Annotated in this window: 20 protein-coding genes; 11 read left to right on the top strand and 9 right to left on the bottom strand. The window is 53.7% G+C overall.

Translation table 11 applies throughout. The features are described 5' to 3' along the window. Nucleotides 1-32: 32 nt before the first annotated feature. From AC2FI8_RS22560 to AC2FI8_RS22570, 3 genes are all read right to left on the bottom strand, one after another. Nucleotides 33-332 (bottom strand): hypothetical protein, encoded by a 300-nt coding sequence (locus AC2FI8_RS22560; protein ID WP_496781037.1) that lies wholly within the window; start codon nt 330-332, stop codon nt 33-35. Nucleotides 333-473: 141 nt separating this feature from the next. Then, a complete protein-coding gene (locus tag AC2FI8_RS22565; RefSeq protein WP_496781038.1) occupies nt 474-1,841 on the bottom strand; it encodes a sensor histidine kinase in 1,368 nt (455 codons plus the stop codon). Further along, nucleotides 1,838-2,506, bottom strand: coding sequence for a response regulator transcription factor (locus AC2FI8_RS22570; protein ID WP_496727377.1), 669 nt, complete (start codon nt 2,504-2,506; stop codon nt 1,838-1,840). The genes AC2FI8_RS22565 and AC2FI8_RS22570 overlap by 4 nt, the downstream gene beginning before the upstream one ends. Nucleotides 2,507-2,645: 139 nt before the next feature. On the opposite strand from AC2FI8_RS22570, the gene AC2FI8_RS22575 reads away from it, so the two are divergent. From AC2FI8_RS22575 to AC2FI8_RS22595, 5 genes are all read left to right on the top strand, one after another. Next, entirely contained in the window at nt 2,646-3,734 is a 1,089-nt protein-coding gene (locus AC2FI8_RS22575; RefSeq protein WP_496727376.1) for a tricarboxylate transporter, read from the top strand. Nucleotides 3,735-3,813: 79 nt separating this feature from the next. Beyond that, complete coding sequence (locus AC2FI8_RS22580) at nt 3,814-5,844, top strand: tripartite tricarboxylate transporter permease (RefSeq protein WP_496781039.1); 2,031 nt, start codon at nt 3,814-3,816, stop codon at nt 5,842-5,844. 88 nt (nt 5,845-5,932) lie between these two features. Beyond that, nucleotides 5,933-7,021, top strand: coding sequence for a 4-oxalomesaconate tautomerase (locus tag AC2FI8_RS22585; RefSeq protein ID WP_496781040.1), 1,089 nt, complete (start codon nt 5,933-5,935; stop codon nt 7,019-7,021). A 51-nt stretch (nt 7,022-7,072) separates the two neighbouring features. Further along, on the top strand, nt 7,073-7,291 hold the full coding sequence (locus AC2FI8_RS22590; protein WP_496770775.1) for a hypothetical protein: 219 nt from the start codon (nt 7,073-7,075) through the stop codon (nt 7,289-7,291). Nucleotides 7,292-7,305: 14 nt separating this feature from the next. Then, the gene (locus tag AC2FI8_RS22595) at nt 7,306-8,286 is read left to right on the top strand and encodes a D-2-hydroxyacid dehydrogenase family protein (protein WP_496781041.1); all 981 of its coding nucleotides are present in this window, start codon (nt 7,306-7,308) and stop codon (nt 8,284-8,286) included. On the opposite strand, the gene AC2FI8_RS22600 is transcribed toward AC2FI8_RS22595, so the two are convergent. After that, on the bottom strand, nt 8,255-9,319 hold the full coding sequence (locus AC2FI8_RS22600; protein WP_496770758.1) for an AbrB family transcriptional regulator: 1,065 nt from the start codon (nt 9,317-9,319) through the stop codon (nt 8,255-8,257). The genes AC2FI8_RS22595 and AC2FI8_RS22600 overlap by 32 nt on opposite strands. A gap of 78 nt (nt 9,320-9,397) precedes the next feature. Here AC2FI8_RS22600 and AC2FI8_RS22605 point away from each other — a divergent pair, with 78 nt between their 5' ends. From AC2FI8_RS22605 to tcuB, 3 genes are read left to right on the top strand one after another with little or no spacing between them, the layout of a single operon-like run. Beyond that, entirely contained in the window at nt 9,398-10,078 is a 681-nt protein-coding gene (locus tag AC2FI8_RS22605; RefSeq protein WP_496727370.1) for a GntR family transcriptional regulator, read from the top strand. Between the two features lie 11 nt (nt 10,079-10,089). Then, nucleotides 10,090-11,484, top strand: coding sequence for an FAD-dependent tricarballylate dehydrogenase TcuA (gene tcuA / locus AC2FI8_RS22610; protein ID WP_496781042.1), 1,395 nt, complete (start codon nt 10,090-10,092; stop codon nt 11,482-11,484). After that, nucleotides 11,474-12,553, top strand: a complete 1,080-nt coding sequence (gene tcuB, locus AC2FI8_RS22615) for a tricarballylate utilization 4Fe-4S protein TcuB (RefSeq protein ID WP_496781043.1) — start codon at nt 11,474-11,476, stop codon at nt 12,551-12,553. Before tcuA ends, tcuB begins: the two co-directional genes overlap by 11 nt. 360 nt (nt 12,554-12,913) lie before the next feature. Here tcuB and AC2FI8_RS22620 read toward each other — a convergent pair whose 3' ends face one another. The 3 genes from AC2FI8_RS22620 to AC2FI8_RS22630 are packed head-to-tail and all read right to left on the bottom strand — an operon-like array spanning nt 12,914 to nt 15,099. Next, on the bottom strand, nt 12,914-13,378 hold the full coding sequence (locus AC2FI8_RS22620; RefSeq protein WP_496770747.1) for a CoA-binding protein: 465 nt from the start codon (nt 13,376-13,378) through the stop codon (nt 12,914-12,916). A 3-nt stretch (nt 13,379-13,381) separates the two neighbouring features. Next, nucleotides 13,382-13,747, bottom strand: coding sequence for a 2Fe-2S iron-sulfur cluster-binding protein (locus AC2FI8_RS22625; protein ID WP_496781044.1), 366 nt, complete (start codon nt 13,745-13,747; stop codon nt 13,382-13,384). Continuing rightward, nucleotides 13,744-15,099 (bottom strand): selenium-binding family protein, encoded by a 1,356-nt coding sequence (locus AC2FI8_RS22630; RefSeq protein ID WP_496781045.1) that lies wholly within the window; start codon nt 15,097-15,099, stop codon nt 13,744-13,746. The genes AC2FI8_RS22625 and AC2FI8_RS22630 overlap by 4 nt, the downstream gene beginning before the upstream one ends. Before the next feature lie 70 nt (nt 15,100-15,169). Between AC2FI8_RS22630 and AC2FI8_RS22635 the strand changes: the two genes are divergently transcribed. Then, on the top strand, nt 15,170-15,931 hold the full coding sequence (locus AC2FI8_RS22635; protein WP_496727365.1) for an IclR family transcriptional regulator: 762 nt from the start codon (nt 15,170-15,172) through the stop codon (nt 15,929-15,931). Between the two features lie 108 nt (nt 15,932-16,039). Then, nucleotides 16,040-16,381: a putative quinol monooxygenase gene (locus AC2FI8_RS22640; protein ID WP_496781046.1), complete on the top strand. Its 342-nt coding sequence runs from the start codon at nt 16,040-16,042 to the stop codon at nt 16,379-16,381. Nucleotides 16,382-16,794: 413 nt separating this feature from the next. On the opposite strand, the gene AC2FI8_RS22645 is transcribed toward AC2FI8_RS22640, so the two are convergent. Beyond that, nucleotides 16,795-17,130: a hypothetical protein gene (locus AC2FI8_RS22645; RefSeq protein ID WP_496781047.1), complete on the bottom strand. Its 336-nt coding sequence runs from the start codon at nt 17,128-17,130 to the stop codon at nt 16,795-16,797. A gap of 953 nt (nt 17,131-18,083) precedes the next feature. Between AC2FI8_RS22645 and AC2FI8_RS22650 the strand changes: the two genes are divergently transcribed. Then, a complete protein-coding gene (locus AC2FI8_RS22650; protein WP_496781048.1) occupies nt 18,084-18,611 on the top strand; it encodes a hypothetical protein in 528 nt (175 codons plus the stop codon). Between the two features lie 1,135 nt (nt 18,612-19,746). On the opposite strand, the gene AC2FI8_RS22655 is transcribed toward AC2FI8_RS22650, so the two are convergent. Then, a complete protein-coding gene (locus tag AC2FI8_RS22655) occupies nt 19,747-21,492 on the bottom strand; it encodes an acyltransferase family protein (RefSeq protein ID WP_496781057.1) in 1,746 nt (581 codons plus the stop codon). Nucleotides 21,493-21,773 lie beyond the last annotated feature (281 nt).

Genomic DNA, 21,773 nt, shown 5'->3' on the forward strand with positions numbered 1-21,773 from the left:
GCGGGATGGAGCAGCCCGGTAGCTCGTCAGGCTCATAACCTGAAGGTCGTAGGTTCAAATCCTACTCCCGCAACCAACGATAATTGCGAAACCGCCTCAGCCATGTCGGCTTGGGCGGTTTTTGCTTTTTTGTCAGACGCTAAGGCGAGGATGCCGGCAAGATCTCCATGCAGATCAATGTCATATCCATCTTCAGAAGGTGTCAGCAGCACTTTGTCGATCAGAGCGCGCAGCGCCTCAGCAGCTTCGCTGCGTACGTCGGGCTCATTGAGGGCGTTGGCAAGATCGCTGACTTTGGAGTGATAGAGCCTCGACATGTTGGGGTGAAGCACAGGTTGAGCCCAAAGACGACATAGATACAGATTTTGAGAGCTGCGTTCTTCGCTCAGGGCGAAAACCTGACTTTCGCAGCAATCGCAAAAACTCGCGTTGACATTGACTGGTTTTGGGTTCCGAGTGAAATTAGAAACAGCTTACAGGACTATGGGAAGCTCAAGCGTAATGCTAGCTCCTCTTTCGACTCGGTTGATTTCGACAATTCCTCCGTGGCGCTGCGCCACTGCAGAGACGATTGATAACCCCAATCCGCTGCCCTCGGAATACTCCAACTGAGAAAACCGATTGAATGCGACTTCGCTTTGGTCTGGCGAAAGGCCAGCTCCGTCATCCGCCACGGTTAGGTTGAGGAATTTATTATCACACCGCAGCACAACTGAGATTTGGCTCAACTCTGGGCCACCGTGTTTGACTGCGTTGTCCAGCAGGTTCTTTAAAGCCTCAATCAGAAAGACCCGATCGCCGGATACAGTGACTGCCGTCTCAGGCATCGTGACATCAAACTCGATACCCTTTGCGAGGATGTGAACTCCCATCTCAGCGCAGGCCTCTTCCACGACCGAACGAAAGTCAATTTTATCCATTTGGTCTTGGTGCGTCGGCTGCCTGAGCCTCTCAAGTGACAACAGCTGTTCGGCGACTGTTGCTGAGTTTTTAGCCGCTGCAACAAGCTCTGAGATGCGTTTTTCTCGGTCGTCATCCGTTTTCGCATCCTGCAGCGCTTCGGCCATTGACTGCACGGCCGCCGCTGGATTCCGCAGTTGATGTGCAGCTTCGGATATAAACACTTGGTGGGCGTTGATACTTTTTTCCACCTGTCCAAAAAGCCGGTTCAGGGTTCTGACAACACCTTGAACTTCGATTGGGACAGGGCGCTTGATCTCACTGAGGTCATCTGGTGAACGCAGGTCAATTGCGTCCTGCAAATCCAACAAGGGCCTAAGGCCGCGCGCGACGCCGAACCACACCACTATGGCGAGGGTGGCCAGCAGAATTCCCATTAGAATTCCTGCGCGGATTGACAATTCATTCGCGAAAGCGTTGCGATCCGCCATACGTTGCCAGACTGTAACTGTCGCATCTCCGATTAGATTTTCTATGGTCACGCGTTCTGTCATCTTAAGAACGCGCACTGGTTCTTGGCGGTAGAGCGCTTCGAAAAATTGCGGCTTGTACACCTCTTGATCAGACGGGTTGGTGGCGGCCGGGGGGTAGGCATAGCCTGTCACATAGATGCCGCCGGGGCCCGTTACGTGGTAAAAAATCTCTCCGCCTGATGCGTCACGGATCATGCTGCGTGTCGTTGGTGACAGCGCATCACCTCCCGAAATCGCAACATCTCGCGATATTGCGAGACCTGCAGATAACAGGCTGTCGTCGAACAATTCCTGGGCCGTATTCTGCGCTATCATAAAGCGCCAAAGACCAAGCAGAGCGGCAATTAACACCAAGGGGGTTAGGATAAGAATGAAAAGTCTTAACCTGAGCGAGCCGTGATTGATCACTTCTGCACCTCAAGCAGATACCCCAGACCACGGGCTGTCTTTATTCTAATACCCAGATCTTGAAGACGTTTTCTCAGCCGCGATACATGAGGCTCGACGGCGGAGGCCTCGACTTCGGCACCCACGCCGTAGACGTAATCCGTTAGTTGGCTTTTGGGAACAATTCTGCCCCTGCGTTCCAGCAGACACTCAAGCACCGCGATTTCCCGCCGCGGAATATCCATAACCTCGCCCTGTACACTTACCTGACGGGCAGCGCGGTCGAATTCCAGGGCGCCGATGCTCTCTTTTGCTCCGTAGTCGAGTTCCTTGCGTCGAGAAAGCGCCCGGATACGTGCTTCCAACTCGTCCATTTCGAATGGCTTAACCAGATAGTCATCAGCGCCCATATCCAACCCCGAAACCCGGTCGCTTGTTTCGGCACGTGCCGTAAGCAAGATCACCGGTACGCCGTCACCACGATTGCGAAGAGATTTCAGGATCTCCAGTCCCGACTGTCCAGGCAAATTGATGTCCAGAACAACTAAGTCCGCGCCCTCTTGCGCAAGATACAAGTCAGCTTCATAGCCATCCAAAAGCACTTCTGCTGCATGACCTCGGTCACGTAAGCGATAGGCAATAGCTTTGGCGAGGGTCTCGTTGTCTTCGACGATGACGATCCGCATCGGGTCTCCTGCAAGTTTCGCGCAAGGTTGGCACTCCATGATTGCCAGATGGGAGGGGGAATCAACCCCACAGTTCTATTTGCGATCACGGTAGCGCCGAGGGCGTTGACGTGGTTGTCTGGTCAACAGGGAGGAACCAATGACCATTTCCAACTTCACCCGTCGCGCCGTCGTGGGGCTGATCGCCGCCGCCGGTATCGCCGCACCTGCCGCAGCCGAGGTTGATTTCTCGGGTAAGACTGTGGAATGGGTCATCCCGTTCTCGGAAACCGGCGGGTCTGCCAAATGGGCCAACTTCTTTGCGCCGCTTTTGTCCGAAGCGCTGCCGGGTCAACCGACCGTAGTGGTGAAATTCATGCCGGGCGCTGGTTCGACCAAGGGCGCGAACTGGTTCCAGGAGCAGAGCCATGACGACGGTACGCTGCTGTTTGGCACCTCCGGTTCAACTCAATTCCCATATCTGCTTAGTGATCCGCGGGTGCGCTATGAATACAATGACTGGATTCCTGTCATGGCATCAGGAACCGGTGGCGTTGCTTACCTGAACGCAGAGGATGGCGCGAAGTTTGATGGCTCGGCGAATGCTCTGAAGGACACCAACTTCATCTACGGTTCGCAGGGTGCGACGCGTCTTGACCTTGTCCCGCTGTTGGCCTGGCAAATGCTTGGCATGAATGTCGAGCCGGTCTTCGGCATCAAGGGACGCGGAGACGGTCGTCTGATGTTCGAACGTGGCGAAGCCAATATCGATTATCAGACCTCGTCCGGCTACTTGGGTGGTTCGGCCCCGTTGGTTGAATCCGGTCAGGCTGTTCCGATGATGACCTGGGGTGCTCTGGATGCAGACGGCAACATCGTTCGCGACCCGACTTTCCCGGATATCCCGACTTTCAAAGAAGTGTGCGAAGCCACCGATGGCTGTGAAACCAGCGGCGAGGCATGGGATGCGTGGAAAGCGTTCTTTGTAGCCGGGTTCCCGGTTCAGAAGCTGGCTTTCCTGCCGGGTGATACACCTCAGGAAGTGGTCGACGCATACACAGCAGCGTTCCAGGCTGTGACGGAGCGCGGCGACTTTGCCGACATCTCCTCAAAGCGCGTGGGCAAATACCCAGTGTTCGTAGGTGACGGCTCTAAAGCGGCATTGCAAACCGCGACAAACGTCGACGACAACGCAAAAGCCTACGTTCTGAACTGGCTCAAAGAAGCCTATGGTGTCGAGCTGAACTAAGCCCAAACACCACCGCGCGTGCCCCAATGTCGGGCGCGCGCTTTTCCAAACACAAGACAATTTATGAAAGGCGGCCGCTATGGAGGCTTTCGCCACAGCTGTTCCTGCGCTTAGTGACGCGTGGGGTCTGATCCTGCAACCTATCGTTCTGGGATATCTTGTTCTCGGTGTCGTCATGGGACTGGCCGTGGGTGTTTTCCCTGGGCTTGGCGGTATTGCTGGTCTGTCCCTATTGCTGCCTTTCATGTTCGGTATGGACCCAATCCTTGGATTGGCGTTGATGATCGGGATGGTCGCCGTTGTGCCGACCTCTGACACCTTCGCGTCAGTTCTTATGGGCATCCCAGGTAGCTCTGCCTCGCAGGCTACGGTGTTGGATGGTTTCCCGATGGCGAAGAAAGGCGAAGCCGCGCGGGCATTGTCAGCGGCCTTTGCTTCATCGCTGTTTGGCGGCTTGGTCGGCGCAACTTTTCTGACCATGTTCATTTTGGTCGCGCGGCCCATCGTTCTGGCATTCGGTCTGCCCGAGATGCTGATGATCACCATTCTTGGTTTGTCGATGGTCGCCATTCTCGCCGGGCGTATCCCGTTGAAGGGTGTCGCCGCCGCAGGGCTGGGCCTGATGGTTGGCACGATTGGCGAGGCGGATGCAGGCGGCTCACTTCGTATGGCCACTTATGACATTCCTTATCTGACCGACGGTCTGAAATTGGTCATCGTTGGCTTGGGTATCTTTGCGGTGCCGGAAATCGTCTCGCTGCTGCGTCAAGACCGATCCATTGCCAAGGGCGCTTTGCTAGGAGCTGGTTGGTTTGATGGGGTCAAAGACTGGGCTGCGAACATCTGGTTGTCGGTCCGCTGTTCGATCATTGGCGTGGTTGTCGGTGTCATTCCTGGTCTTGGTGGCTCGGTTGTTGACTGGATCGCTTATGGCCATTCGGTTCAATCGACCAAAGACAAAAGCAACTTCGGCAAAGGCGAAGTGCGTGGCGTCATCGGGCCGGAAAGCTCGAACAATGCCAAGGAGGGCGGGGGGCTTGTCCCAACGCTACTGTTTGGTATCCCCGGCTCGGGTTCGATGGCGATCTTTATCGGCGCCGTCGCACTGTTGGGATCCGGAGATATCGAGGTCGGTCCTAGCATGCTCAAGGATAATCTCGACATCACCTATTCGATTGTCTGGTTGCTGGCTCTCGCCAACGTGGTGGGCACCATCTTATGCATCGCGGCCTCGGGTGGGATAGCCAAGCTGACGACAATCCGTTTCACCTATCTGGCGCCGTTTCTGTTCATGCTGATCAGCTTCGCGGCATTCCAGTCCGGTCAAAACTTCGAAGACCTGCTGGCCCTGTTCGTCATCGGCCTGATCGGTATTTTCCTGCGCCGTTTCGACTGGTCGCGACCGGCCTTTCTGATTGGGTTCGTGCTGTCGAACCCGGTTGAGAAGTTCACCAACCAGGCGTTCCAGATTGCCTCTTTCCGCTTCCGCAAAAGCTTTGGTGAGGGGATGGAATATGTCTTCAGCCCGATCGTTATCGTGCTGATCGTGGTTACCGTGGTTTCGGTCATTCTGGGTATTCGCCAAGCTAAGATGATCATGGCCGAAGGTGAGGTCAAATCCGGAAGCAAGCGCGCGCCGCTGATCTTTTTGCTGGTGATCATGGCCTATCTGATCGTGGCTTTGGTCAATGCCAACATGATCCCTGACTACAACATGACCGACAAGATCATCCCGCTGGTGATCGGTAGCGTGTCGCTGTTCTGCTGCGTCATTCTGTTGATCCAGATGATGCGGCGACCCGAGGGGGATGCAATCTTTGCCGACAAGGAAATTGCCGGCGAGGATGCAAGCGCGCCACATGGACTTTGGTCAACACTCGCGTGGTTTGCGGGTCTGATCGCGGCCACCTGGGTTGTGGGGTTCGTCCTCGCCCTGATCGGGTTCCTGATTGCATTCTTCCGCATTCGCGCCGGGTCCAGCTGGCAGGTGACCCTGCTCCTGACGGCCTGCGGCATCGGTTTCATGTGCTTCATGGCTGGTGCCCTGAACCGGGATTTCCCGCCGGGTCTGCTGCAAGACATGGTGAACCTGCCATGGCCACTCAAGTAGGCGCTCCACGGATGCCCGGCCGGCCAATAAGGCGGGCCGGACAGCACTGAAATGAGAAATTTCAAAGGTTTGTAAAGGAGGGTTCGCAATGACCCAGACAGCAATCCCATATGTCTTCATGCGCGGCGGCACTTCCCGAGGGCCTTATTTTCGACGCTCTGATCTGCCTGAAGATAGGGACAAGCTGGCTGATGTGCTGGTTGCTGCCCTCGGGGCCGGACAAGCGCTCAACATCGACGGGATCGGTGGTGGTAACGCAGTGACGACCAAAGTGGCGATGCTATCCGTCAGCGAGGACGAATGGGCGGATATCGACTATTTCTTCGCGCAGGTTTCTGTTGATGAGAAGCTGGTCGATTTTAAACCAACTTGCGGGAACATCCTCTCCGGAGTTGGTCCAGCTGCGATCGAAATGGGATTGCTTCGGCCCAACGACGATGAGACCGAAATCCGCATTCGCGCTGTAAATACGGGTGCCCGTGTCGTTGCAAAAGTACAGACCCCGGGCGGTGAGTTGGTCTACGAGGGCGATGCGGAAATCGCGGGGGTTCCCGGTCATTCTGCACCCGTGCAACTGAGCTTTATGGGCGTTGTGGGCTCGGCGACAGGTTCATTTCTACCCACAGGAAATTTGCGCGATACAGCGCAGGGGATCGAGCTGACTTGCATGGATGTCGCTATGCCAATGGCCATAGCCCGGGCAGCGGATTTCGGACTGACAGGGTATGAAAGCGTTGAAGAGCTAAATACCAACCGGGCTTTCTTTGACCGGATGGAGGCAGTACGGATCGAAGCCGGGAAACTGATGGGTATGGGGGACGTATCGAAATCTGTAACTCCCAAATTCGGCCTGATGGCACCCGCCAGAGAGGGTGGAACCCTTGCGGTTCGGTATTTCATGCCATGGAAAACCCACCCAACAATGGCCGTTACGGGTGCGCAATGCATGGCATCTTGCGCTTTGACGCCCGGAACCGTCGCAGACGGGTTGCTTGATCGTCCGGGTTCAAGCCCGGCTGAAGTTGTGTTGGAGCACGCCTCGGGCAAGATCGACGTTCTGGTGGACTTCTCGAACGACGGGGAGTTCAACGTAATTTCTGCCGGTCTGGTAAGGACTGCGCGTAAATTGGCGGATGGGCATGTTTATGTGCCGGAATCTGAGTGGAACGGCAGTTGAAATGACAATTCTCATTGGGTATACTATGGTATACATCATGAGGATATCACGATGGACGACTATTCCGAATGCCTTGATATCGCGCGTCAGGAACTCAGGCTGGCGCAGTCGGTTCTGCGGAGGGACATCGCGGACTACCCGACACCGATTGCCGGGTGTGATGAGCAATTCAACCATTTGCTGGATCAACGAGAACGGGTTCGCAATGCGCTTGAAGCACTCGACACATGTCATTTTGTGCCGACGCCAAGAAAACTGAGCACCGAGTAGGGTATAGAAAGTCGATGAAAGTACACATTCTGGATGACTGGTTTGACACACTGCAGGGCCTGCCCTGTTTTGAAAAGCTATCTGACCATAACGTGAAGGTCTGGACAGATCATGTCGAGGATACCAGCGAATTGGCTGAACGCTTGCAGGAGGCTGAGGCGCTGGTGTTGTTTCGCGAACGCACCAAGATCACCCGCGGTTTGGTTGAAAAACTCCCAAACCTGAAGTTGATCAGTCAGCGCAGTGTATATCCACACGTCGATGTGCAGGCGTGCTCGGACAACGGAGTGCTGCTGTGTTCGAACATGCATGGCGGCACGCCTTCATATGCCGCAGCCGAACTGACATGGGCGCTGATCATGGCGGGGATGCGCGATTTGCCTGCGCAGATGGCCTCGGTCAAAATCGGACATTGGCAGGCCGGAGTTGGCAAGACCCTGAGGGGGAGGAAACTGGGGCTGTATGGATATGGCCGTATCGCCCGCGCTGTTGCTGACTACGCCGAGGCGTTCGGGATGAATGTGGTCTGGTGGTCCTCGGACGATGGCCGGGCACGCGCGCAGGCCGACGGCGTGCAGATTGCCACAAGCCGTGAAGCGTTCTTTGCCAACAGCGATGTTGTCTCGGTCCACGTCCGCCTGAAGCCCAACACGCAAGGTATCATCACAGCGTCAGATTTCTCGCAGATGCAACCGGGCGGGATGTTTGTGAACACCTCCCGGGCCGGGCTGATCGCTCCGGGTGCTTTGTTGGACGCGCTGAAAGCCGGTCGCCCGGGGAAGGCCGCAATTGATGTCTTCGATTCCGAGCCGCTCATTGACCCGAATGATCCGTTGCTATCGCACCCAAACCTGATTGCGACACCACATATAGGTTTTGTGACCGAGGACGAATTTGACCTGCAATTCTCAGACATTTTCGATCAGGTGAACGCTTATGCTGAAGGCGCTCCCATTCACATGATCAACCCCGAGGTTTGGACCAGCGCAGGATAAGGTTGGCTGCTATTGGCGCACCGATGATCACCAGCACAATCCTTGTCAGGTGGTGCGTGATCACAAAGCCCAGGTCCGCGCCCGAAACGATAGCCAGCACTGTCATCTCGGCCTGTCCGCCGGGGGCAAAGGCCAAGAAGGCCTCGACCGGCTGGCCGAGCCCCAACGTGGTGACAACAGCGGTGAAAGCGGCGGCCAAGATGGCAAGGACGATGACATAGGCGAAGCCCGCTGCAACCACCCGGCGGAGTTCAACCCAAGTGACGCCTACGAATTTCACGCCTATCCCGCACCCGATAAAGAACTGCGCTGCAAGGATAGCCTCGCGCGGCGGTCGGGTATGAATGAAATCACCCAGTGACAGAGCCGATGTCAGGATCATTGGGCCGAGGATGGATGCCCCGAACAGGCCGATCCTCTCACCGCCTTTCCAGCCTATAAGGGCGGCCAGTACCATCAGCGCCAACTCATGTATTGGCAGGTCGCGCGCAGGCTCTCCGATTGGGTTGGTGAGCTGGGCATCGTAGAACACTGTCAGAAACAGTGGGGCCAGTGTCACGATGATCAGCACGCGCGTACCGTGGATCAGGGATAGCGTACGCGGGTTGGCGCCTGCTTCGGCGCCAAAGATGATCATGTCCTGCAATCCGCCTGGCATGGCAGCATAAAACGCGGTCGTGGAGTCAAAGCCCCAAATCTTGCGAAAGAATGGCACGCCTACCAGCGCGATCAGCAGGATAAAGAACGGGACCAGTGCTATAGACGCGGCCATCTTCGGCAATTCGACAAAAAGGGCAGGGGTAATCGAAGCCCCAACTGCAACGCCGAGTATGGTGCGCGCTGCAACCGATATCTGACCAAAACCTTCCATAGGGGCATGCGCTAGGGCGGCGATCAGACACGCGCTCATTGGGCCGAATAGAAAGGGCAGCGGCAGGTTCAACGCCCAAAATACTCCGGTGCCCAACAGCGCAAGGACCAGTGTTACGGCCCGCTTTGTCAGGAAAGAGGGTGTTTTGTTTTGGGTGGGCAAGGCACGGCTTTCGAAAATATTGACTCACAACGTATCCAAATGTATACAAGTGGACGCAAAAAGACAAGTGAGCGCTCGATGACCATTCAAGACGACCCCTATCAGCCTGGCCCACAAGGCAATTCAGCGTATCAACACCTGCTGGATGAGATTCGGGATGGCACACTTCAGCCTGGCGAACGCCTACGCGAGATTGAGTTGTCAGAACGATTGGGCGTCAGTCGCACCCCTGTGCGCGAAGCTATCCGGCAGTTGGAGTCCGACGGGCTAGTAACTCATGTGCCACGGCAGGGCGCAACCGTACGCAGCCTCGATTATGCCGAAGTAATGGAGCTTTATGAGATGCGCGCGGTGCTCGAGGGAACGGCGGCACGACTAGCGGCACGTGCAGCGTCGGATGTCGAGTTGGACGAGCTGGGCGTTTTGAATGATCGCTTGGCTGAGGCTGGCACAGGCTCGGAAGCGGCTCGGATAAACCGGATTTTCCACGCCACACTTTTGGACGCAGCAAAGAACCGGTTTCTTGCCAAGTCTATGTTGTCTTTGCAAAAAGCGCTGTTGATCCTTGGGCCATCGCAATTGCTGGACGGTGATCGGGCCGAGACAGCAGTGGCAGAGCATAAGCGCGTCATGGCTGCCTTAAAGGCCCGTGATGGCGCAGCGGCTGAAACAGAAATGCGCGCGCATATTCAGGCTGCACAACGGATGCGTATTCGGGCGTTGCAAGAACGCGACCGGACAACCGACAAAAATCAATAGGTAGACAGGATATGGCCACCCAAAAGGAAGCTTATGATATCGCTGTGATCGGCGGTGGGAATGCTGCCCTCTGCGCCGCGATGACTGCTGCCGAGGCAGGCGCCCGTGTTCTGATCCTCGAGACAGCGCCAAAACCCTATCGTGGTGGAAACTCGCGCCATACACGCAATTTTCGTTGTATGCATAGCGCTCCTCTGGGCCCGCTGATCGAAGAATACAGTGAAGATGAGTATCTTGAAGATCTGCTCAAGGTCACTGGCGGCAAAACCGACGAACATCTTGCTCGCCTCGCGATCCGAACCTCCGAGGAATGCCTTCCGTGGATGGAAGAACACGGCGTCAGGTTCCAACCATCCCTGTCCGGGACCCTGTCACTGGCGCGGACCAACGCCTTCTTCATGGGGGGCGGGAAGTCTCTGGTGAACGCCTATTGCCGAACTGCGGCGGGTCTGGGTGTCGATGTTCTGTACGAAGCTGCTGTCACGCATCTGGAGTTGAACGGTGATCGGATCGAGTGGGTCGATTACACCTATGAGGGCCAATCTCATCGCATCACGCCCAAAGCTGTCATCGTTGCCTCAGGTGGGTTTCAGGCCGACACCGATTGGCTGACCCGTGCATGGGGTGAGCCTGCCAAGAACTTCTTGATCCGGGGCACACCCTATAACCGTGGTGTGGTTCTGTCCGATCTGTTGGATCAAGGTGTGGACAGCGTCGGCGATCCGACCCAGTGCCACGCCGTCGCCATTGACGGGCGCGCGCCGAAGTTCGATGGCGGTATCGTCACCCGCCTGGACTGTGTGCCGTTTTCAATCGTCGTGAACAAGAATGCCGAGCGGTTTTATGACGAGGGCGAAGACGTTTGGCCCAAGCGCTATGCGATCTGGGGACGTCTGGTGGCGGCCCAACCGGATCAAGTTGGCTATGTGATCATCGATGCTAAGTCGCTAAACCTGTTTATGCCGTCGGTCTTTCCACCACTGAAGGCGGACACCCTGGAAGAACTGGCTGCAATGATGGATCTGCCCGCCGACAAGCTGAAGGCGACCGTTGCAGAATTCAACGAAGCATGCGGCGATACCAGTGGATTCCATCCGACTGAGTTGGACGGGGTCACGACCTCGGGTCTGACGCCGCCCAAGACGAACTGGGCGCGTCCGATCACCGAGCCTCCGTTTTATGGCTATTCGCTGCGCACCGGTGTGACCTTCACCTATCTGGGCCTGAAGGTCGACGACACAGCGCAATGTTCGACCGCCAACGGAAAGATCAAAAACCTTTGGGCCGCCGGCGAGACCATGGCCGGGTCGATCCTGGGGCAGGGGTATCTGGCCGGTTTCGGCATGACCATCGGAACCGTTTTTGGACGCATCGCAGGACGTGAGGCCGCTGCTTATGCAAACTGAACTTATCCAAGAAGCCCGCCGTCAGGCCGAGATTTGTAACGCTTGCCGCTATTGCGAGGGCTATTGTTCGGTCTTCCCGTCGCTGCACGCGGAACGCGCGTTCTCGGATGGAGACATCACGCAACTGGCCAACCTGTGCCACAACTGCAGAGGGTGTTACTACGCTTGTCAGTATACGGCACCGCACGAGTTTGACCTAAACCTGCCGAAAGCTCTCGCTGAAGTGCGGCGGGACAGTTGGGAAAGCTTTGCTTGGCCGCAGCCTTTGGCGCGGCGGTTCCATACGCATGGTGGCGCGATCGCGCTGGCCCTGGTCATCGGTTTTGTCCTGCTGTTCTGGGCAATTCGCGTTATCGGTTCCAGCGGAGGAGAGGGGTTCTATGCAGTCCTGTCCCACAATGTGATGGTTGCAATCTTTGCGCCGGCATTCTTGTTGCCACTCTTTAGCTTGGCTATCAGCCTGAGGCGCTATTGGGCGGAGGTCGGTGGCAAACCCATCCAAATATCTGATCTGACAGTTGCGTTCAAACGCGCTGGCAATATGCAAGACTTGGCCGCAGGCCACGGCGAGGGTTGCAATTTCGAGGACGAAGACCGCTTCAGTCAGGCCCGACGCCACATTCACCACGCCATCATGTACGGCTTCCTGCTGTGCTTTGCGTCGACCTCGGTGGCGACGGTTATGCACTACGGGTTCGGGTTGCACGCGCCCTACGGGTTCTGGTCTCTGCCAAAACTCTTCGGCGTTTCCGGTGGTGTTTTGCTGACATTAGGTTGTGCAGCCATGGTTCTGCTCAAGCAAAAGTCGGATCGCGAGCTTGGCGACCCGTCTGCATGGGGCGGCGAAATCGGCTTCGTCCTATTGCTCGGCTTTGTCGGGCTGAGCGGGCTGGTCCTTTACGTCCTCGGTTCAACTGCTCTGATGCCCGCGCTGCTTGCCATCCACCTTGGCTCGGTTCTGACGTTCTTCCTGCTCGTACCATACACCAAGATGGCTCATGGCTTCTATCGACTTGCAGCTTTGATCAGAGACGCGCAGCGTAAGAGAGAATTGTCCTTTGGTTGCTAGCAAACATCCACCGCCAAGGGATTAAAAAGTCGCAATTCAAGCGCATTTTGACGCCCTTGCAGTCTTCGTTCCAGCACCCCGGGTTGCGGTCAACGTCTGGAATGGGTCTGTTTGCTGTGATTGACAACATCGACACGAAAGGCAGCTTTGTCCGCGAAGCAGATATTGGAGAGAGTTGCGACGAATGACCACTCTGCGGACAAAGCGGCCTTTGGTTCTCCAAACAAATCGGACATTTTTGGTTTTAGACTAGGCGGTTGTGTAGAGTGACAGGATTACTTGTCTTCTCTTCCGTAAGCACAATATCTCAATTGGCACCCTCATTGGATGCTGAGGAGGCCGCTACCAATCGAATTTCCATCATATCTTTAGGTCCAAGCGCGGCTTCCAAAATGGGCGGAAGAGTTCAATCTTGGGGCATCGGTTCATCACGACTTTAAGGCCCGCCGCTTCTGCGAGTTGCGCTGCTTTGTCGTCATACACACCGATTTGACCCCAAAGAACTTTTGCCCCGATTGCGATAGCCTTCTCGGCAAAGGCATATAACTCTTCCTTCGGGCGGAAAACGTCTACCATATCAACATGTTTGTCGATCTCTTCCAATGAGTGGTAGACTTTGAGCCCTCTAATTTCCGAAACATTCGGGTTAGGATTCACCGGTAGAATATCATAGCCGATTTCACTCAGCTGTCGCAGAACGCCATAGCTGAATTTCGTTTTGTCCGCGCTAGCCCCCACCATTGCAATGGTTTTAACCGACTGCAGGATGTCGGCGAGGTAATTGGGGTCGTAATCGTAGATGTGGTCGATATCTGCTTCGGGCATCGGTTAACTTTCCTTCGGCGTCGCAATGTCAGCCTTGAGTTCGTGGGGTTTGAGAGGGTCGAGAAACGGATTGCGGTACAGCTTGCCATGGCTCTCGACCCCGATCTCAAGCGTGATGTCGGATGTCGGACGTGCCACGCAAAGGATCACATAGCCGTTCGCGATTTGCCGATTATTCAGCGCAACCTGTCGGCGTTGATCGATCGCGCCAGTCTTTAGTTTTGCCGCGCAGGTAATGCAGCCGCCATACTTGCACCCAAAAGGCAAGTCGACGCCCTGTTCTCTCAGCGTTTCCAGAAGTGGGCGCCGCGCATCCACACAGTATTGCGCGCCATCTCTGTTCGCGATCGTCACGGTATACATAGTCATAGCCAGATGTCGCTTGTGCAATCACCGCCCGGATACCGGCTCTCGTGACAGCGCGATGGACCATTCGGTTCTTTGCCAAAGTCCACAATGAAATCCTCGTTGATCTTCATACCACCGTTTTCAGGGTCGCAATCGATCATCACCATAACCCCGCCCTTTTCGCGGATCTCGGGATAGAACTGGTTATCCCAAGTCGAGAACAGCGAGGTCGTGACATAAAGCCTTCGCCCGTCGAGAGAGAGCTGGAACATTTGCGGACCACCCGCGACCTCGACCCCGTTAACGATCGGAGCTTTACCCAAAAGGCCCCCCATAAACACTTGGCCGGTCAGCTTGGGATTATGCGGGTCGGTGATGTCATACTGGCGCATATCTCCATGCAGCCAATTGTTCAGGTACAAGTATTTGTCGTCCATCGAAATCAGGATCGCCGACATAACCCCCGGCAACGGGATCGGCCATTCGGGGTGCATCTCGTTTTCCACGTCGATGATCTTTTCCCACTGCCACTTTTTTGCATCGTCTTGCCACCAATGGATCACATTGGTCGAAAGAGCTGCGCCACAGAACCCATGCGTGCTGTCGGGGTCATGGTGGAACTTGACTTCCAGTGGCAACAGCCCGTCTTCACCCAGATAGAAGCTTTCGACCGGTTCGCGCTTTTCGAAATCCCAAAAATGCAGCTCGCGCCCATATTTCAGATGGCCCACTTCTTCCAGATCGAAGCCCGGCATGAAGGTATTGGGCGCAGCCCATTCGGAACTGACCATCACGTTGTGGCGTGGTTGGTACCAGAAGTCATAGCCGAATTTGATCTCGCCCATCGAGGTTTCCCAGCGACCGACGATGTTGAACTCTTTATCGAGATGCAGATAGCCTCCAGGAGCTTCACCCTTGGCATTTCCAAGGAAGGAAATGATGATTTCCGAGCCCAAACAATGCACCGTATGCGGGCCCGATAAATCTGTCTTGGCCTTGATTTCCGCCCCGTCGATGACCTTATGCAACCGCGGCGCACGCGGGTCAGTGGCTGTATCAACGATATGAAGGTTGTTAGAGCGTACGCCCGGCAGGATCAGGTATTTGCGGGACATCGAGCCGTCGTCGTGACAGGACGAACAGGCGTTCCACCCCATGTGGTGAAGCTCGTCCCCAATCCCCGGCATTTCCAGCCTATGGATTACCTGAGAATAGGTCGAGCTGTTAGGGTCGACATCCACTGTAGCAAGGTAATCAGGTTTCTGAATCCCTGTCCCGGTGTAGATGGCGATCGTGTAGAGTAGCTTTTCTCGGGGGGCTTTGATGGCTTCTTGCGGACTCTTGAAGCCCGGTCCACAGCATTGTCCATCCATCGTATGCTCCTCCCTTGATTCCCTAAATTGTATCGTATATCGAAAAATTAGTTATCATAAAGTGAGAAAAATGCATCTCGAACGATTAGCGCTGATTTTGGAAATCGTGGGTCAAAAAGGACGTGCGTCCGTAGCGGATATCTGTGCCCAGTCCGATATACCTAAACCGACGGCCTACAGGCTGGTTCAAGACCTTGTTTTGTCCGGCCTACTTGAATCACCAACCCGCGGTGAGTTCGCGATTGGGATTAGGCTAAAGCGTATCACGTTGAGCGATCACTCTGATCCCGCTCTTTTGCAGGTGATTGCGCCTGTCCTCTCTGGCGCCGCTAATGACTATGGCGCTGCGTTTTTCTTGTCTCGGCTACGGGGCCATTGGGTTGAGATTATTCATGTGGAGACACCGCAGACGGGCGTGTCTTTTCTTCATCCAGGTATGGGCAAACGACCAATGCACGCTTGCTCTTGCGCCAAGGCAATCGCCGCCGTGTCGCCTGAGCTGCTGTCTCAAGACCGATTGGATGGGCAGCTTAAGCGGTACACAGATCGCACGATTACAGACCCTAAGGATCTGGCCGCGGAACTCGATGTCATTCGAGCCAAAGGGTATGCCGTATGTGTTGAAGAGCTCGAGCACGGGATCAGTTCTGTCGCAACAACGCTGACCAAGACAGGTGTTGGTGCGACGCTTTCAATCGGCGCTACGGCGTCTCTTCGGGTGTTTACACCTTCGAAGCGAGAAAAGATTGGCCATACACTTACCACAATGTCACACGAACTTGCACGCGCGCTAGGATGGGGTGAAGCAGATAAAGAAAGGATACCCGCTTAGGTTCGTGGGTATCGCAGTGCTGTAGGTTAACGCTATCCAGCAGGACAGGTGTGTTTTGCGACCTTCGCCGCTTTTAGGTCAATGAGGGAGACAAATATGGACGATGCAATGTTTGGTGGGTTCTTCGTGATCAACGTAAAACCTGAGTATCGGCAGCCATTTTTGGACGCCAGCATCTTCCAAGCGCAAAATGTTGTCAGTGAAGAACCCGATGTTTTCCAGTTTCATATTATGGTGGATGAGACAAACCCAAATCGTTTCTATTTCTACGAAGTGTTCAGAAACGAAGCCGCGGTCCAAGATCATTGGGAATCTGAAACCTTCAATAACTGGTTGAACACTGTCCGAAAGATGCTGGATGGTGAGATCGAACTTGTTGCCAGGATGCGCTCGCTTTTTCCGACGCCAAAAGGTTTCGAGGCGCAAAAAGCAAGCCTGCTACTATGGTAAAATTGACCGACGTTTGAGATTTTCGTCCGTGCGAGAACATTACGGGTTTCGGTGCTGGTCCGCTTTGGACTCGATGCGATCATGCGATGATATTTCGAGAGCGTCTTCGATGCGCTCGAAGCTGATACCCGACAGATTTGACTGAACAGCTGCCAGCCTATTTTAGGGAAAAAGGGAATTTCGTATGAACGGATGGATCTATTTTGGGTTTGCGTTGCTGGTTTCAGCGTGCAGCCCGCCTACACAGGCTCCATTGGTCACTGACGCGAACGGTCAGACTGCCATCCAAATCAACACAAGCGGGCTGACATGCTACGGGTCGACCTGTCTGGAGATCACAAGAGGCAGCGTTCGCGCGATCGGACACAAGAGAGCGCGGATCCCAAAAGGTATCGATGTCAGCAGCGGAACCGTCACCCCAACTGAGATCGCAAGCTGTCTTCCCGAGTTCCGCTCGCCGACCGAAGTTGCAAGTTTACCTGCGCGACTTCTTCGAGCCGCGAGCGCACATAACTCTGCCAAGTACCAGCGATCTGGGAAAGCTCTTCCGCGGTTAAGGGAACAAGTAGGATCTCGAGATCGTCGGCAACAATCATCTCATCTACGACTGCATTTATAAGATTGTCATTCTCGACTTCCACAGCCTCTTGGTCCGCCTCAGTCTCTTGCGCGCCGGCAGGAAAAGCGCTCGCTAATGCCGTGAACCAAATGAATGACCAGATCGTCAACGTTCTCAGTGCTCGTCTCATCTATCTGTCCCCTACTTCTTTAACGGTCGAAGAGAGCACACTCAGACGCAACAAATCCAGAATTATGTCTATATTTGAATATTTCACTGTGACGAACACCACAGATCTTTGGGCCGCTGTCGATATAGAGAACCTCTCAAATTGGAGGAACCACGGTTTTGCGAACGAAACTAAAGTTTGCGTGGAGGGGTCATAGATTTGCTGTGCACGTCGAATTTAAGGCTTTGTTTATTAGACCCATTAAACCGAAAATAATGGCCTCCTGGCGACACCACTCACTTGCGTCTCAAGGAGACAACCAGACAAGTCTGGCGAATGCGCGAGCACCAGAGGTAATACAAATTTGCTACGCATTCGAATACTTGAATCTAAAAAACAACAATTCAAGTAATTTTACGCGCGCCAAGAAGTTTGCTCTCGCGTGATTTTAACGTGCATGTACATATATGCATACAGGTACGCGTCAGAATTGTAGTCGCGCCTTGCAATCGTAGGGTTTCGAATTTGAACAATAGTGTACAGATCTAGTGTTCATGCCAACTCAGCTTAGACCCACGATGAACCACACATTCGAGATAGTCTGGCCAGTCCCATGACCAGACTAAATCCCCGCGTCGCCTATCATCCCAGATAAAGGTGACGCGGGGCACATTGATCCATCTTTCGGTCAGTACCGTAAAAACAACACCCCTAAACTACTGCCCGCGGTGTTCACTCGGTTTCCCTCCGAACGATGCAGGTTTTCTTGGGGATTGGGTTGTAATGAGTTTCCGTTTGCAGAGCGACCGACCGGACCTTCTAGATCTGGTTCGGTCCTGTTGCATAAGGTGGTCGCTCTATCAAACGCTTTTCAAGCCTTTCGAAAAGACGCAGCCATTTTTTTGGTTTGAAGACTCGCGTTAACGGTTTATTCTCATATCTTCATTATGCGATATTTTAATGGGAGTGTTCCTATGAAAATGACAACCATGATGCTTGTTGCCGCTGCTGTTCTTGCATGCGGAGCAACCGTAGGACATGCCAAGGACAAAAACATTCTGCCAAAAGACAACGCAGAGTTCGTAAACTACGGCGAGGAATCCGGCTGGAATATTTTTGTGGATAAGAGCCGAAATACTTGCCTGATCGAACGGGTAGATGAGAATACCAACGTTGTTCAAATGGGTCTGACCCCAGACAAAGACTTCGGCTACATGGGTGTTTTTACAAAGGCGGACATCGAATTTAAGGATGATAAAGTCGAGCTGCTCATGGACAACAAATTGTACTATGGCGATACGACAGCAGCTCCACCCAACTTGGCAGACGGGTACAAGGGCGGTTATCTCCTTGCTAACAATCCTGACTTCGTCACAGACGTGATGGAACGCGAAACGATGATTGTAATGCCGGAGTCCAATTTTGCTTTCGACATAAGCCTTGCTGGTACCAAGAAGGCGATTGAAGCGGCGCGTGAGTGCAATGCTTCTCTGACCAATTGACCTGTGCCAATGCTTCAAGGCCGTTCACTTTGTGGGCGGCTTTGTTTTTGACCGTGCGACTCCTGAGTATCGAGGAAGCCTTTAGTCGAGTTTAGGCTTTAATTTCGATCAACACTGTTTTGTGACTTAGACAGTTTGTCCCTTTGTTCTAAAATAACATTTTTGGAGTCACGAAAATACGTCCGATTCGGGCTCGAAGCGGTCATCTGACTGTTTCTGTCGGATGTCCGTTTGCCAGCGCGAAGCGGACGATAGTGCATAAGTGCAACAGTCTCGACACATATCACGCGACTAAGAAGAACCTGAGCAAAAATGTGAATTGCGCCTATGCGGTACTGTAGAGCAGAGACTGCAAACATCGTTGGTATCCTGCTCCCGCAACCAAACTTTAAGGTCGGATATCAAATACTTAGCCTCGCATAACGCGAGGCTTTTTGCGTTAGGTCCAAACTGACTGGAAGCATTGTGGAAGCAACAGGATACAGTTGTGAGTGTGGGTATACCTCCGAAACGGATTTGAAACGCGAATTGTCCAGAATTTTTCTCAGTGCATGGCTGTCCTTGAACCGCTCAAACCCAAAGCGGGATGTAGGCATAAGGTAACGAATGCGTCCCAACGCGTCTGTAAATGCGACTCCGATGATGTCGTGCATGTCCTGCCAATTTCACATCTCGAAGCGGTTGCGGAGTCGCTTAGAGCCCAATCGCATCTCAAATCGCCAGATTTGACTTGCTACCCGGTCGGTCAGGTCAAGGGGCGGTTTTGCTGGTGACGTTTAGGGCCACAGAGCCAAATTCGAGGACGCAATGCCCTGCCGCTGGGTTGTTTGGCGATGTTTGGGAGAAGAATGTGGGGGCTTTTGCCCCCTAAGTGCCTCCAGCGGGGCAGCATTTGTTTTGGGGCCGGGCCGCCGTCGTGACGGAAGTACTGTTACATCCGGCGCGCATTTCCCTGATCTAAACTTCGGATGACCGCAAACGCCGGGGTAATCGGATCGAGACTATTGTCGGGAGGCTGAGGAAATGGCACCACCCGGCAACTCGATTTGGAAGAAGGCCATCGCTCTCATTTTAGACTTTAAAGCCGCACATATCTGTTTCTTTTGATCAGGACAGAACATGCGAAGACCCAGCGTTAGAAAAAGATCTCAAACGCTGGATGGTCTTTCATCAATAAAGCAAAGAATTGGGCTCCGGCTTGGGTAATATGCACTCGGTCCGCAGAAATAATGTCTCCATTTTGATCGAAAACATGGATCTGATTCCCATTTGTGGTCGCGTAGCTGATGATATCGACATACAAACCAGCCGGTATGACCGACGCATTCTGCCTGTTTGCCTCAACTATTTCTTCGAATACCTTCGTCGTATAGTTTGGCCGACCATATCTGGGCAGTAAGGTGAATGCATTGAGATTGTAACCAAAGTGTTTGGGGCCGACGAAGACGATATTGTGTTGCGCGGCAAGCCCGTTTTCAAGAAAGAGTTTGCAAGCGCCAGAAAGGTTGACGATTGGCAAGAAAGTCGCGTCAGCATTTTGTATCAAAGATTTTGTGTCATCGTCCCAAAGCCTGGGCTCGCAAACATTGAGCGCGTCGCGATAAATTAGATTTGCATCCTTCATTATGCCCATCTCAATGAGAATATTCGCAAAATCACGGGCCTGACTGTTTCCGACAATCAAAACGTTGATGCCGCTGTTCGTATCAAACTTATCTGCGTCGTATTGGCTGATGCGGTGATTATACCAAATGTGCATCCCCGCTGCGACCTCTCGATCCGTGTCGAAAACGCGTGTAGGGAAGCCTTGGCCGAGATACAGCGAAAGCCCAACAGCACACAGCGTTGCGGTCACTGCGGTGCACGAAACAACAAGGCGTGAAAGAGAGATCGCGTTTTTGTTGCGAAACGGTTGTTCGACAAAACGCCAGGTCAGATAGGACAAAAGGAATGCAAATGGTATCAAGCTGGCAAGAAAATACGGGCTGGGTTCCTCAAAGCTCGCAATGCGCGCAAATGCGAAAATTGGTTGGTGCCAGAGATACAGGCTGTAGCTGATCAGGCCAATGCCAACCAGAATTCTGATGCTCAGCAGTTTGGCGACAAAAGTGCCTTCCTTTGCATAGAGGAGAACGAGCAAAGACCCGACGACCGGAACGGCTGTCAGGTATGACGGGTGTTGCATGGTCCCGTCAAAGATCACCATAGATGCAATCACCGCTATAAGGCCAAGTAGCGAAAGACTGTTGCTCGCTCTAACCTTGCGCTTATTTTCCCAACATGCCCCCAATGCACCGAATCCGAGTTCCCAGGCGCGTGTATGCAGAAGATAAAATGTGCTCTCCGGGTGGGTTTGAACCAACAGTACGCTCGCCAGGAAACTGGACCCGATGATAGCCCAAACCAGCAGATCCGTTCTGTGTTTAAGTACCGGGTACAGGGCCATAAGCAAAAGCGGAAAAACTATGTAAAACTGTTCTTCAACTGCCAGGCTCCATGTGTGAACCAGAGGTTTGAACTCGGACGCGAGGTCCCAGTATCCACTTGTTAGCGTGAGAAGAACATTATTCAGAGAGAACATCGTGGCCACGACACTCTGGCCGAAGTTTTCCAGTGGATCGGGCAGCATGGTAAACCAAGCGATAGGAATACACACCAGTACGACGACACTCAGGGCAGGCAAGATCCGTCGGGCCCGACGCTCGTAGAACTTCAAAAGAAAGAAGCTATTTTTTCCAAGATCATCAAGGATAATAGAGGTTATTAGATATCCGCTGATAACGAAGAAAACGTCTACGCCTAAAAAACCTCCACTGAACAGGCTTATGCCGGAATGAAAAAGAACCACTGGTAAAACTGCAATGCTGCGAAGGCCATCAATTTCTTTCCGTTACAGCATTTAATCAAAACCCACTCTTGTATTTTGTGCTCGGGCCTGTGAGCTTTCGAAGCGTATCTGTCGTCAAGAGTGTGTCGAGGAACTTTGAGCCGCCGCAGCCAATCGAACAAAGTATTGGCAGGTTTATACGTTCCGGTCGTTGCAAGATCCAGGCTGAAACCTTCTGAGTGAGCCCCGCGAAGTCACTGCCATTGCTAGCACCCTTATCGTAGAATTTTTTTGGCTGATTGGAGCCTGGTACAAATTGCCATCACCGATTGGTT

The sequence above is a fragment of the Ruegeria sp. CDSB029 genome (assembly GCF_059611125.1).